Source organism: Streptomyces sp. NPDC020379, from assembly GCF_044387105.1.
In the GTDB taxonomy this organism is placed as follows: Bacteria; Actinomycetota; Actinomycetes; order Streptomycetales; family Streptomycetaceae; genus Streptomyces.
Window position 1 is genome coordinate 238,739 of the sequence record NZ_JBIRVR010000009.1, and the last position, 14,123, is coordinate 252,861.

8 protein-coding genes are annotated in these 14,123 nt (G+C 75.0%); 5 read left to right on the forward strand and 3 right to left on the reverse strand.

Annotation, left to right across the window (positions count from 1 at the left end):
- Positions 1 to 15: 15 nt before the first annotated feature.
- The 4 genes from rbfA (at position 16) to ACH427_RS15255 (ending at position 6,633) form a co-directional block, all read left to right on the forward strand.
- Entirely contained in the window at positions 16 to 465 is a 450-nt protein-coding gene (gene rbfA / locus ACH427_RS15240) for a 30S ribosome-binding factor RbfA (RefSeq protein ID WP_398869909.1), read from the forward strand.
- Positions 462 to 1,367: a tRNA pseudouridine(55) synthase TruB gene (truB, locus tag ACH427_RS15245; protein WP_398869910.1), complete on the forward strand. Its 906-nt coding sequence runs from the start codon at positions 462 to 464 to the stop codon at positions 1,365 to 1,367. Before rbfA ends, truB begins: the two co-directional genes overlap by 4 nt.
- A gap of 255 nt (positions 1,368 to 1,622) precedes the next feature.
- Positions 1,623 to 5,615, forward strand: a complete 3,993-nt coding sequence (locus tag ACH427_RS15250) for a serine protease (RefSeq protein WP_398869911.1) — start codon at positions 1,623 to 1,625, stop codon at positions 5,613 to 5,615.
- A 52-nt stretch (positions 5,616 to 5,667) separates the two neighbouring features.
- A complete protein-coding gene (locus ACH427_RS15255; protein ID WP_398869912.1) occupies positions 5,668 to 6,633 on the forward strand; it encodes a bifunctional riboflavin kinase/FAD synthetase in 966 nt (321 codons plus the stop codon).
- A gap of 62 nt (positions 6,634 to 6,695) precedes the next feature.
- On the opposite strand, the gene ACH427_RS15260 is transcribed toward ACH427_RS15255, so the two are convergent.
- Positions 6,696 to 9,728: an SCO5717 family growth-regulating ATPase gene (locus ACH427_RS15260; protein WP_398869913.1), complete on the reverse strand. Its 3,033-nt coding sequence runs from the start codon at positions 9,726 to 9,728 to the stop codon at positions 6,696 to 6,698.
- A gap of 723 nt (positions 9,729 to 10,451) precedes the next feature.
- On the opposite strand from ACH427_RS15260, the gene ACH427_RS15265 reads away from it, so the two are divergent.
- Entirely contained in the window at positions 10,452 to 11,969 is a 1,518-nt protein-coding gene (locus ACH427_RS15265) for a PQQ-binding-like beta-propeller repeat protein (RefSeq protein WP_398869914.1), read from the forward strand.
- A 43-nt stretch (positions 11,970 to 12,012) separates the two neighbouring features.
- On the opposite strand, the gene ACH427_RS15270 is transcribed toward ACH427_RS15265, so the two are convergent.
- On the reverse strand, positions 12,013 to 12,750 hold the full coding sequence (locus ACH427_RS15270; RefSeq protein WP_398869915.1) for a hypothetical protein: 738 nt from the start codon (positions 12,748 to 12,750) through the stop codon (positions 12,013 to 12,015).
- Complete coding sequence (eccE, locus tag ACH427_RS15275) at positions 12,747 to 14,027, reverse strand: type VII secretion protein EccE (protein ID WP_398869916.1); 1,281 nt, start codon at positions 14,025 to 14,027, stop codon at positions 12,747 to 12,749. Before eccE ends, ACH427_RS15270 begins: the two co-directional genes overlap by 4 nt.
- Positions 14,028 to 14,123: the final 96 nt, after the last annotated feature.

Consider the following 14,123-nt stretch of genomic DNA (forward strand, 5'->3'; position numbering starts at 1 on the left):
GAAAGAAGTAGGCGCATGACCGACAACGCGCGGGCGCGCAAGCTGGCCGACCGTATCCGGGAGATTGTCGCGGAGACGCTCCAGCGCCGGATCAAGGACCCGCGGCTCGGCTATGTGACCATCACGGACACCCGGGTCACCGGCGACCTCCGCGAGGCGACCGTTTTCTACACGGTCTACGGCGACGACGAGGAGCGCGCCGCCTCCGCGGCCGCCCTGGAGAGCGCCAAGGGCATCCTGCGCTCCACCGTGGGCCGGGAGACCGGGGTGCGCTTCACCCCGACCCTGACCTTCGTGGCGGACGCCCTGCCCGACAACGCCCGGACGATCGACGACCTGCTCGCCAAGGCCAAGGCCAAGGACGCGGAGGTCCGTGAGGTCTCCTCCGGCAAGACGTACGCCGGCGACGCGGACCCGTACCGCAAGCCCGGTGAGGACGAGGACGAGGACGCGGCGTCCGAATGAAGCAGAAGGCACCGGCTCCGCCGGACGGTCTGATCATTGTCGACAAACCGGCCGGCTTCACCTCGCACGACGTGGTCGCCAAGATGCGCGGCATCGCGCGGACGCGGCGCGTCGGCCACGCGGGGACGCTCGACCCGATGGCGACGGGCGTGCTCGTCCTCGGCATCGAGCGGGCGACCAAGCTGCTCGGCCACCTCGCGCTGACCGAGAAGGAGTACGTCGCGACGATCCGCCTCGGGCAGAACACCGTGACGGACGACGCGGAGGGCGAGATCACCTCGTCCACCGACGCCTCCGGGGTCACCCGCGAGGCGATCGACGCGGGCGTGGCCAAGCTGACGGGCGCCATCATGCAGGTCCCGTCGAAGGTCAGCGCGATCAAGATAGACGGCAAGCGGTCCTACGCCCGGGCCCGCGAGGGCGAGGACTTCGAGATCCCCGCCCGCCCGGTGACGGTCTCCTCCTTCGCGGTGCACGCCGTGCACCCGGCCGAGGCGGAGGACGGCACCCCGGTGCAGGACCTGCTGGTCTCCGTCGTGTGCTCCTCCGGCACCTATGTCCGGGCCCTCGCCCGCGACCTGGGCGCGGACACGGGCGTCGGCGGCCACCTGACCGCGCTGCGGCGCACCAGGGTCGGCCCGTACGGCCTGGGCGAGGCCCGGACGCTGGAGCAGATCCAGGAGAAGCTGGACGTCATGCCGGTCGCCGAGGCGGCCGCCGCGGCCTTCCAGCGCTGGGACGTCAATGAGGAGCAGGCGCGCCTGCTCGGCAACGGCGTGCGGATCAAGATGCCGCTCTTCGAGCGCACCGGCGCGGTCGCGGTCTTCGGGCCGGACGGCCGCTTCCTCGTCCTGGTCGAGAGCCAGGGCGGCAAGGCCAAGAGCCTGGCCGTCTTCGGCTGAGGCCGGACGGCCTCACCACGGCGCCGGGGCCCGGGCTCCGGCACGATCGTGGGACGGGGCGCGCAAGCACGCGCCCCGTCCCAACGATGCCCTTCTCCTCGCTCCCCATCCGCCGCATGCCGAGGATTCACCCCATTGGGCAGGCGCTCGGAGTGAACCGAGGGGGTGGAAGGGGGCGCGTTCCGGGTGCGATCTGTCCTGCCGATCATCCGCTGCCTACCGTCGACGTAAGTGCACGGCGGGGAGGTTCGACGGATGAACGGTCGGCGGACCGATGCGGACGAGTACCTGGTGCGCATCAGAGACCTCGCCGGGCGACCGCGCGGCACGGGGTTCCTCGCGGACGACCGCGGCACGATGATCACCAGCCATGAGGCGGTCGACGGGCTCGCGCGCCTCGTCCTGCTCGCGCCGGGCGACCGCACCTGCCTGGTCGGCGCGGACGCCGTGACCCAGCTGCCCGGCTGCGACCTCGCGCTCGTACGGACCGAGGGGCTCGGCGTGCGGCCGCTGCCCATCGCCGCGGCCGAGTGGATCGAGGACGGCACGGAGGTGCGGCTGCGCGCGGGCCGCTGGCAGACCGCGCGGATCGTCGGCGAGGCGCTGGTGACGTACACCGCCACCGACCGCTTCCACCTGCTGGACGCCGCCGTCGAGCTGTCCCTCGGCGAGCGCGACGGCCTGCGCCTCGGCGAGGAGGCCACCGGCGGACCCGTCATCGACGCCCGTACGGGAACGGTGGCCGCCGTCCTCGGTACCGCGCTGCACGCCGAGCGCCGGTCGGGCGGATTCGCGATCCCGCTCCGGGCCGCCGCCGGTGCCACCCCGGACGGCCCGCTGGCGGCCCTCCTGGAGCGCAACGCCGCCACCGTCCCGGCCTACGGCCCCGACCTCAATCTCGCCGGCGCCCTCCAGCTCACGGCCACCTCCCTCGGGCAGGTCACCACCGCGCGCGCCTGGCGCGACCCCGTTCCCCGGCCGGAGATCGCCAGGGAGTTCGAGCGCTTCCTGGCGGTCCCGCGCGCGCCGTTCACCGACGCGGACGGCGGGCCGGATCCCGCGGGCGGCGCGGACGCCCCGGAAGGCGGCCTCCCGTGCGGAACCGACGCGGCCGAGCCCGCGCCCCCGCCCGGTGACCCGGAAGCCGGCACCGAAGCGGACGCCGCTTCCGGGCCGGAAGCGGAACCGGAGACCCGCCCGCCGCTCGGGCCCCTGGTCCTGGGGCTCGTCGGCGGGCCGGGCACCGGCCGTACGACCGAGCTCGGCGCGCTCGCCTCCCGGCGGGCCCTCGGCTCGGAACCCGCGCCCACGATCTGGATCCGCGGCGCCGACCTGCGCGACGGCGACGAGAGCGTACGGGACGCCGTCGCGCGTGCCCTGGAGGCCGCCGCGCGGATCGTCACCGCCTCGGCGGGCACGGCCGGCACGGTGGGGGATCCGGCCGAGGCCACCCCGGAGGCCGTCGCCGCGCTCGCGCACCGCGTGGGGCGCCCGCTGCTGATCGTCCTCGACGGGCCCGAGGAGCTCCCCCCGGTCCTCGCCCACGGGCTGCCCGCCTGGACGGCCGCCACCGCGGAGTGGCTGGGGGAGGTGTCGGCGCGGATCATCGTCGCCTGCCGCCCCGAGCACTGGGAGACGGCGGGCGCCCTCTTCCCGCCGTCGGCCCTCTACGTGCCGGACGACGCCCCCGCCCCCCGGGGCCTGCCGCCCTGCGTCCGCCTCACCGACCTCACCCCCCGGCAGGCCGCCGAGGCCAGGGCCGTCTACGGCGTCCCCGAGGAGGCCATCCAGCAGGCGGACGCCGCCCACCCGCTGGCCCTCCGGCTGCTCGCGGAGGTCCGTGCCGCGCTCCCGGACGCGGCCGCGTCCGGGGAGGACGAGGGCGCCCGGCCGCCCGACCGCTGGGACATCTTCTCCGCCTTCCTCGACCTGACCTGCCTGCGCATCGCCGTACGGCTCTCCGCCGACCGCAGGCCACCGCTGCGCGGCACGACGGTGCGCCGGCTCGCCGCCCGGGTCGCCGGGCAGGTGCACGAGGCGGCCCGGCGCTGCCTCGGGCCCGGCCAGGGGGAGCTGGAGCGCGAGGCGTTCGAGGAGCTCTTCCCCTGGCGCAACGGCTGGGCCTCCGCCGTGCTCACCGAGGGCCTTCTCGTCCCCGCCGGCAGCGGCTACCGCTTCGCGCACGAGGAGTTCGCCGACTGGCTCCAGGGCGCGCACCTCGACCTCGACGCGGCCCTGCACGCGCTGGTCCACCGGTGGTACGAGCACGAGAGCGCGGGCCTGGAGGCGGAGGAGAGGCTTCCGTCCCGGCCGGGCACCGGGGCCGCCCCCGAGGGCCACGTCCCGCCGCCCCCCGGTTCCAAACGGCCGCCCCGCACCGGCGCGGGCCGCCGCCGCACCAAGCGCGGTGCGGCCGAGCAGGAGAAACCGAAACCCCTGCCCGTGCCCCGGCACCGCATCGGCCCCGTGCTCCAGTCGCTGCTCCTGCTCGCCCGGCGCTCCGGCCCCGCCGCCCTGGCCGAGCGCCTCTGCGCCCTGGTCCACGCCGTGGAGGCGCTCTCCCCGGCCGGGCGCTCCGCCCTCGGGCAGACCGCCGCCGTCACCGACGCACCGGCCCCCGCCCTTCCCGACCCCGCCTGGTGGGCCGCGCACCTGCTCGGCGAGACGCTGCTCCGCGTCCCCGACGCCGCCCCCTATCTCGGCGCGCTGCGGCTGCTCGCCGAGCGGATCACCGCCCGCGCCGTCGACCTCGGCGGCTTCGACAGCGACGCGAGCCGGGCGCTGGGCGGGCTCGCCGAGTTCGGCCCCTGGTTCTGGCTCCGGCTGCCGCTCGGCCTCGCCGACCGCCTCGACCTGCTGCGCCTGCTGCTCCCCGCCGACGGCCCGCCGCCCGGGGCCGCCCCGCACGTCCACTCGCAGCTCGCCCCGCACCAGGGCGCCCACGCGCCCCAGAGCGACCGCTTCCTGCCCGCCGTCGCCACCGTCCTCGCCGAGGACCCCTGCGCGGCACAGACCCTCATCTGCCGCTGGTTCACCGACGAGCGCCCCCTCCAGGCCGCGCCCTACCCCGACAGCGCCCGCCTCACCGTCTCCACCGCCGCCCAGGTGCTGCTCCACACCCACCGCCACCGCGCCGTCGACGACCTCGCCGAGGCCCTGGTGGAGGCCGGGCACCCGCGCGCCGACGAGCTCCTCAACGCCCTCGCCGAGGACGAGCCGTCCGCGCTCTGCCGGGCCGTCGACCGCTGGGCCCACGACGACCGCCTGGAGCGGCACGTGGCCGCCGCCGCATACGCCCTGCGGACCGCGCCCCACGTCACCATCGACGCCGACCGTGAGCTGCTGCGCTACTCCGCGCTCGCCCTCCTCGCCCGCCCCGCCGAGGGCGCCCTGCACGGCACCGCGCTCGCCCTCCTCGTCCGGGACACCGAGACCCGCGCGAAATATCTCCCGCAGGCCATCGTCCGCTTCGCCGCCGGTGATCCGCACCTGCCCGCCGAGGCCCTGGCGGCCGCCCTGACCACCCACCCCGAGCCCGTCTTCGCGATCTTCCGGGCGCGGCTGTACGAGCCGGGCGACGGCCCGGCCCTGGTGCTGCGCGCCCTCGCCGGGGTCACCGCCCCCGCCCTGGCCCGCCGGGCCGCCGCGCTCGTCCAGGAGCACATCGAGCACCGCCCCGAGGGCGCCGTCCACGCCGCGGCCTTCGTCGACCGGCGGCTGGAGGAGGGCCCCGCCGCCCGGTCCGTGCTCTTCCCGCTGGTCGTGCACCTGCTGAGCAGCCGCCCCGCGCAGGTGCGCCGGGCCCTCGCCCCCGTCCTGGCGGCCCCCGGCACCGCGCTGTCCCGGCCCCTGCGCCAGGAGCTGCTGGAGGTGCTGCTGGAGCGCGAGCAGTACGGGCCGTACGAGCGCGACGTCACCGTCCTCGACGCCCTGCTGCGGGCCGTCGCCGCGGGGGCCGGCGAGCGCACCGAGGCGCGCACGCGCGACCTCGTGCACCGCACCGGCCTGCTGATGGCGCGCACCGCGGAGGGGGCGGCCTGCTTCGACCGGCGGCTGACGCAGCTGGCCCGCGAGGTCCCGGTCTTCGGCGAACAGGTGCGCCGCTGGCTGAAGTCCGCGCCCGCGCAGTGGGCCGTGGTGGTGGGGCCGCGGGCGCGGATCAGGCTGACCGCCGGGGCCGGGACGGACGGGGCGAGCGCCGGTGGACCGGCCGATGCGGACCGCCGCGAGCCAGCATGGCACTCTTAGTCCTGCGTATATCGACAGACAACAGTTCGGGTTCGGGCGAGGAGCGGGCACAGTGCAGCGCTGGCGTGGCTTGGAGGACATCCCCCAGGACTGGGGGCGCAGCGTCGTCACCATCGGCTCGTACGACGGGGTGCACCGGGGGCACCAGTTGCTCATCGGGCGCGCGGTGGAGCGGGCGCGGTCGCTCGGCGTCCCCGCCGTCGTGGTGACCTTCGACCCGCACCCCAGCGAGGTCGTGCGGCCGGGCAGCCACCCGCCGCTGCTGGCCCCGCACCACCGGCGCGCGGAGCTGATGGCGGAGCTGGGCGTGGACGCGGTGCTGATCCTGCCGTTCACGGCGGAGTTCTCCAAGCTCTCGCCCGCGGATTTCGTGGTCAAGGTGCTGGTCGACAAGCTGCACGCGAAGCTGGTCGTCGAGGGCCCCAACTTCCGCTTCGGCCACCGGGCGTCGGGCGATGTCGACCTCCTCAAGGAACTCGGCGTCACCTACGACTACGACGTCGAGGTCATGGATCTCTATGTGACCGGTGAGGCGGGCGACGGACTGCCGTTCTCCTCCACCCTGACCCGGCGCCTGGTCGCCGAGGGCGACGTCGCGGGCGCGATGGAGATCCTCGGCCGCCCACACCGCGTCGAGGGCGTCGTCGTCCACGGCGCGCAGCGCGGCCGCGAACTGGGGTACCCCACGGCCAACGTCGAGACCCTCCCGCACACCGCGATCCCGGCGGACGGCGTCTACGCGGGCTGGCTGACCGTCGACGGCGAGGCGATGCCCGCGGCCATCTCGGTCGGCACGAACGTGCAGTTCGACGCGACCGAGCGGACGGTGGAGGCGTACGCCATCGACCGCACCGACCTGGACCTCTACGGCCTGCACGTGGCTGTGGACTTCCTCGCCTATCTGCGCGGCATGGAGAAGTTCGACTCCATCGAGGCGCTGCTGCAGTGCATGGCCGGCGATGTGAAGCGGGCGCGTGACCTGGTGGCGGCGCACGCCGCCGCGCACGTCACGGCGTGACCGGCTGACGGAACGACGGAAGGGCCCCGGGCGACGAACGCCCGGGGCCCTTCGCCATCCGCTCAGGTCTGCTGCGGCGGATACTGCTGGGGGTAGCCGTAGCCGCCACCGGGCTGCGGCTGACCGCCCGCGGGCGGGTAGGCGCCGCCCGGCTGCGGCTGGCTGTACGGATACGGCTGCTGCGGATACGGCTGGGCCTGCGGCTGTCCGCCCGCGTACGGGTCGTACGGCTGCTGGTACGGACCGGGGACGTACGCGCCCGGCACCGGCGGCGCCTGGTGCGCGGGCGGGTTCTCCCCGGTCCACAGCCCGTGCTGCTGCTGGGCCCGGGTGAAGTCCTCCGCGACCAGCGCGGACAGGTGGAAGTACGCCTCGCGCGTCTTCGGCCGCATCATGTCCAGGTCGACCTCGGCACCCGCCGCCAGGTGCTCGTCGAAGGGCACGACCACGACACCGCGGCACCGCGTCTCGAAGTGGGAGACGATGTCCTCCACCTTGATCATCTTGCCGGTCTCGCGGACCCCCGAGATCACCGTGACGCTGCGCGAGACGAGATCGGCGTAACCGTGCGCGTGCAGCCAGTCCAGCGTGGTGCTGGCGCTGCTGGCACCGTCGACGGACGGCGTGGAGACGATGATCAGCTGGTCCGCGAGGTCGAGGACGCCGCGCATCGCGCTGTAGAGCAGGCCGGTGCCCGAGTCGGTGAGGATGACCGGATACTGCTTGCCCAGCAGGTCTATCGCCCGCCGGTAGTCCTCGTCGTTGAAGGTCGTCGAGACCGCCGGGTCCACGTCATTGGCGATGATCTCCAGGCCGGACGGGGCCTGCGAGGTGTAACGCCGGATGTCCATATAGCTGTTCAGGCTCGGGATCGCCTGGACGAGGTCGCGGATCGTCGCCCCCGTCTCCCGGCGCACGCGGCGGCCGAGCGTACCGGCGTCCGGGTTGGCGTCGATCGCCAGGATCTTGTCCTGCCGCTCGCTCGCCAGCGTCGCCCCGAGCGCGGTGGTGGTCGTCGTCTTGCCGACGCCGCCCTTGAGGCTGATGACGGCGATCCGGTAGCAGGACAGCACGGGAGTGCGGATCAGCTCCAGCTTGCGCTGCCGCTCGGCCTCCTCCTTCTTGCCGCCGAACTTGAACCGGCTGGTGCTGGGCTGCTTCTTCGGCTTCGGCTTGTTGCGCAGCAGCCGCTCCGACGACAGCTCCATGGACGCCGTGAACCCCAGCGGGGCCCCGTGCACGGACCGCTGCCGCTGCTCGGGCGTCACGGTCGGCCAACCGCCGGACCGTGGGTCCACGGGGACGCCGGGCTGCGGCTGCTGGGGCTGAGGTTGCGGCTGTTGCTGCTGCTCGGCGAGCGGCGGGAGGGCACCGTTGTCCGGCGCGACAGCGGGCGGCAGCGCGTAACCGCCGGGCTGCACGCCCGGCTGCGCCTGAGGCGTCTGCGGCGCTTGAGGTGCCTGCTCACCGGGCCGCACGCCGGGCTGAGCCTGCGGTACCTGCTCGCCCGGCACGCTCTGCGGCTTCGGCGCGGGCACCTCGCCGGAACCCTCCGGAGCGACGGGTGCCTGAGGCGGCGTCACAGGGGAGGTCGGCGGGGCGTACGGGGAGGGCGCGGCCTGCGGGGTGTACGGGACGGGGGCGCCCTGCGCGTACGGATCCGGGTGGGCAACTCCCGGGTGCGGAGCGGGCATCGGGGCGTACGGCGAGGGTGCCGGGGCCGCGTCGGGACGGGGGTAGCCGTAACCGCCCTGCGGCGCGCCCGGCGGCTGCGCGTACGGGGACTGGGGTGCCTGGGGCATCTGGGGTGTCCGAGGTGCCGGCTGGCCGGGATAGCCGTAGCCGCCTTGCGGCGCGGCGGCAGGCGCGGGCGGGGGAGTGGGCGCCGCGGGGGCGACGTCGGGACGCGCCGGCAGGGACGGTGCGGGCGCCGGTGCCGGTGCGGGTGCCGGGGGAGCGTCGGGGGCCGGGACGGCGGGCTGGAAGTCCGGGGGCAGCGGCGGCAGCGCGCCCTGAGGCACGGACGGCGGTGCCCACGGCTCGGGGGCCGGTGCCTCGGGAGCCGGTGCCTCGGCGGTCTGCTCCGCGATGCCTTCCGGCGGCGTCACGGCGGAGAACCGCATGGTTCCCTCGCTGCGGACACCCGGCCCTTCCGCGCGTCCGGCGGCCTCGTCGCGCAGCGCGGCCGCGGAGAAGCGCATGGTGCCCTCGGCGCGGGGCGCGTCGGTGGGAGGCTGCGGCTCCTCGGCCCGGTCCGGGGCGGCGTCCCGCGGGGCGACGGCGGAGAACCGCATCGTCCCCTCGCCGCGCACGTCACCCTCGCGAGCGTCACTGTCCGCTTCGCCCTGCGGGACGCCGGGGGAGAACCGCGTCGTCCCTTCGTCACGCACGTCGCCATCGGCCTCGGAGGCGTCCGCTCCGAACGGAAGAGGGTCGGCGTCAGCGGTGTCCACCACGCCGTTGTCGTCGGACACTTCAGATACATCCGACGCGGTGGCAGCCGCCGCGGCGGCCGGGGAACGGTCCGCACCGTGCTCCGCGAGCGCGTCGGCCGCGGGTGCTTCGCCGTCGGTGTGCGCGTCGGCCGCGTCCGGCGCCTCGGCCGACGAAGGTGGCGTGCTCTCCGTCACCGGCGGCCCGGTCGCCTCCGCCCCGAACGGCAGCTCGTCCGCGGAGGATTCGCCCTGCGAGGCGGCGGGCGGGAGCCCGGCCGCCGCACCGGCACCGAGGGGCAGGCTGTCCGCCACCGGCGCACCGGCGGGCTCCTCGGCCGGGGTCGCGGCCGCAGCCGGCTGCGGCGTCCACACGGGCGGCAGACCAGGCGGAGCCGACGGCGGAACCGGCGGAGCCAGCGGTTCACCCGAAGGCGGGGGCGGGGCCGTCCGGCTCGCGTCACCCTCGCCGACGGCCGGGCCACCGGCGGAGCCGGCCGCACCAGTGGCCTGCGACACCGCGTTCTGCGTGTACCAAGCCGGTGGTGTGTAGTCGATCGTGAACTCACCCGTGTGGTCGGGTTCGTTCTCGTGGCCCGCGTCGGACCGGTCCTCGCCGGCTGTGGTCCCGCCCGCGCGGAGCTCGTCCCGATCGCTGCTCACATTGCCTCCTGCTGATGTGGTCTGACGCCCATGTGCTGCCTGTCGGGCCCGACCGTTCCCGTCGTCCGACCGCCCGGGGTTCCCCCTGTTCCGACGGGAGGAGTCCGGTCCGCGGTTCTCCCGTACGTACACCCGTCAAGACTAATCGTCATACGCGCCGCGACGGCAGGGCCGCCCCCACCTCCTCAACAGCCCCGTGGCAACCGGCCCCGGGTGGCGCCGCGACCGGGTGATAGAAAGATTTCCCGCTCGAAAGCCGTAACGGCGCGGGATCCGCGCCCGATTCGCTCCTTTTCGTTGGAATGCTGACGTTCCATCGGATCGCGGGGGGAGGCAGAACGGACGCCGGGCCCGCACAGCAAGAGGTATGCGCTGATGGTCCAGCCGCCCCCACCCCCACCGATGCCGCCGAACCAGCCCTCCGAGGGCGGCTTCGGGGCACCGCAGGATCCGGCCGCGAACGCTCCGCAGGCGCCCCACCAGCCCCCCACCGCTCCGGCCGGACCCCCGGCTCCCGCTGAACCCCCGGCTCCCGCCGGCCCCCCGGCTGCGGCCGGTCCTTCGAATCCGGCCGGTCCTTCGGTTCCGCTGACGAAGCCCGCGGCACCCCCGGCACAGCCGCCCGCGCCCCCGGCCCAGGCCCCCGCCGCGCCCCCCACGCCCGCGGCCCCGCCCGCCTGGGGCGCCCCTCCGGCGCCGGGCCGGCAGGGTCCGGCCGGTGGCGTGCCGTATCCGCCGAACCCGTACACGCGACAGCCCGGCGCGCAACAGCCGAACCCGTACGGTGCCTTCCCGCCGCCCCCGGGCCGGCCCTTCGGTGCCCCGGGCCCCCAGCCCTCCGGCGGCCCGGACAAGAAGCGGACGGCCCTTGTCATCGGCGCGGCGTTCGCGGTCCTGGTCGCGGCGGCCGGTGGTGTGTGGGCGCTGACCGGTGACGACAAGGGCTCGGACAAGCCCAGCGCCCACGGCGGCACTGCCCCGGCCAAGCGCGGCGAGGGCGGTGGCGACGAGGGCACCGCGGGCCCGCGCGACGGGGGCGAGAGCGACCCGAACGACGCCCGCCAGGCCGGCGAGGCGAAGGTCCTCATCGATCAGAAGGGCCCCGACGTCGACCGGGCGGGCGCCGATGTCCCGGGCATCTGGGTGATCGGCGACCACGTGGTCAAGACCGTGCAGGACAAGGTCGTCGCCTATTCCACCGACGACGGCAAGGAGAAGTGGTCCGTCCCGCTGCCCAAGCGGGTGTGCGCGGCGCCCAAGGACACCACGGACGACGGCAAGGTCGTCGTGGCGTACGAGGGCGACAAGAAGGACGAGTGCGGCAACTACGCCATGCTCGACCTGAAGGCGGGCAAGAAGGTATGGGACAAGCCCATCCCCAAGTCGGGCGGCTTCGCCGAGAGTTTCATCGGCCTCGACATGGCCATCAGCGGCAACGCCGTGGGCGCCGCCTGGTTCGGCGGCTCCGGCATGATCCGGGTCAGTGACGGCGAGACCATCGCCACCCCCGACATCCAGTCGGGCTGCGGCATCGACGGCTACGCGGGCGGCAAGGCGCTGCTGCGCTCCTGGAGCTGCGTGAGCGACAACACCTCGCACATCGAGAAGGTCGACCCGGCCACCGGCAAGGCCACCTGGACCTGGGACGGCCGCAAGGGCCTCCAGACCAAGAAGATCTACTCAAGCGAACCGGCCGTCGTCTCCCTCCTGTCGGACGACAAGAAGTCCGGCGGCGTCATCGCGCTCAAGGACGGCAAGGAGCGCTCGGTCATCGACTTCGCCGGCCAGTCGTACGCGCCGACCTGCGGGCTCTCGATCGTGAACCACGACCTCGGCGGCTGCCAGGGCGTGGCCGTCACGGACAACACCCTGTATCTGCCGACCGAGGGCAACTACTCCTCGGGCAACGAGATCCACGCCTTCGACCTCGACAGCGGCAAGCGCAAGTGGGCCGCCAAGAACACCAGCAAGCGCGAGCTGATGCCCCTGAGGGCGGACGGCGACAAGGTCATCGCGTATCAGAAGGCGTCGTACGACAAGGCGGGCGCCGTCGTCAGCGTCGGCTCCGACGGCGACCCCAAGGTGCTGCTCCAGATCCCGGCGTCCATGACGTCCGCCGAGAACAACTTCTTCAGCGCGCGCTACCTCTACGACAACGACCGCTTCTACATCGCCACGACGCGGCTGTCGGGCGGCAATTCGGGGGACGGCAACAGAATGCTGCTGGCCTTCCGCAAGTGACCCCCCGGGGTGGGGCGGGGCAAGCACCCGGCCCACCCCCGGCTCAGTCCATCCGCCGGGCCGCACCCAGCAGCCCGGCCTCCGGTCCCGTCGCCCGGGTGTCGACATACATCCGCGACCGACGGCCCGCGCACCACAGCGTCACCCCGTCCTGGAGCGTCGGCAGCGCCGCGACGTCCTCCGGCGGCAACCCCAGGAGCCGGCCGAGCTGTGCCGCCTCCTCCGGGGAGACCTGCTGGACACCCACCAGATCCGCGCTCGCCATCAGGCGCGGCGCCTCCGGGCCCACGAACGGCAGCAGGGTGAGCACCGGCTGCCAGGGCGCCGCGACGACCCGGCCGCGCGGCGGCCGCGCACCGCAGTCACGGACGACGAGCACCGGGCTGTGCACCGACGCCCCTTGCGGCGGCACCCTCCCGACATCGTGCAGAGTCACGCACGGCTGACCGCTGTTGGCGGCCTGCGCGAGCGACGTCCACAGCTGGCGGCGGCCGGTCTCCACGGCGACGCGGGCCCCCGTGCCGACCGTGCGCAACGCGATCACCTGTGCCGTCCACGCACCGCCGACCAGGACGGCGTCGAAGGGGGCGGGGCGGCCGATCCCGAGAACGGCGGGCGAGCCCTGGGGATCGGTGCCGATCACCACGCCGTCGTCCCCGACCGGCAGGGCCAGCGCCTCGAACTGCTCCGGCGCGATCTCGTGCCGCCCGCGGCGCGGACCCAGCAGCCCGAAGCCGGGACGCCGCCGCGCGGACGCGGGCGGCGGGGGAGCTGTGGTCATGAGCGCGTCCCTCCCAGGGGCAGCGTGGCGAGGACACCGGGCACCTGCTCGTGATCCAGCCGCACCAGAGATGCCTTCGCGCCGCGCGCGGCCCGCTCCAGCTCCCGCCGGGCATCGGCCAGTTCGTCCGAACTGCGGCCGGTGACCCGTACGTGCGCGGCCACGCTCGGCGCGTGCCGGCCGCCCGGTGTGCGGCCACGCCCGAGGGTCAGGCTCAGTGTCGTCGACAGCGCCGGCAGCGAGGTGAGCAGTGCGGCCAGCTGCGGCAGCGGAGTGGCCTCCGGCCCCAACTGCGGCCAGCGGGAGACCCAGTACGTGCTGTGCCAGCGGTCGTCGCACCGCCAGGCCCGGGAGCTCTCCGCGGTCCGCCGCACCGGCGTGCCACTGCGGCCCGCCTGCGCCGAGGCGGTCGGATTGACGTTCGCCGCGGTCGCGACGGCCGCCGTGAGCCCCTCCTCGGACAGCAACTGGGCGCGGAAACCCGCCCCCTGCAAGCGGCTCGCGAGCTGGTCCGCCGCCCGCAGCAGACAGCGCCGCGCACCCTCCACACCCGAACCACGCGCCTCGACGGCCTCACGGCACAGCTCCGGGTCGAGCTTGAGCGCCACCCACGTCAGCCGTACGGCGGGGGTCCCGGCCATCGCCTGGAGCGGCGCGTAGTTACGGGCCGCCAGGGCCTCCGACGACAGGTGCGGAGCGGGCGCGGGCAGCGTGCTCTGCACCACCTGCACGGACTCCAGCCGGATCCCGTCCACGTCCATCGCGTCCCGCAGCAGCGCCAGCGGCAGCGCCTTCTCGGCCCGTAGCGGACGCAGCGGGGCGTCGACGGCGTCGATGCGCATCACCACCGTCAGGAATGTGCCGTCCCCGACCAGGCCCACCTCGCGCCGCTCACGGTCGGTGAAGGAGCCGGTCCGCAGCGCCGGTTCGCACTCCAGGACCGGGGCCAGCCCTGTGTCCGTACCCACCGGGGCGGACGCCGCCCGGCCCGCGCGCCGCCGCAGCGACACCGCCGTGGCCAGCCAGTCCGCTATCGGCCGCTGCCCGCGGCGCACGAGCGCGAGGAGCACCAGCACCGCGGCCACCACACCCGCCGGCACCAGCCACACCGGGCCCGCGGCCCACGCGGCCAGCACGAGCGCCGCCGCCACCTCGACCAGCACCAGCTGCTGCACCCGGACCGGCCCCACGCCGCCGGGCCGCGACACGGCCCGTGGCACGACCGCGCCCGGCTGCGCGGTGACCTCCGGCGGCCGTACGCGCGTTGCGGCACCCATGCCTGACAAACCCCCTCGCCTCACGCTGATCCCCTACCGGCATAGTAGGGGGCCGGTACGACAACCGGACCGACGGCAGGGTCCGGCAGCACCCCG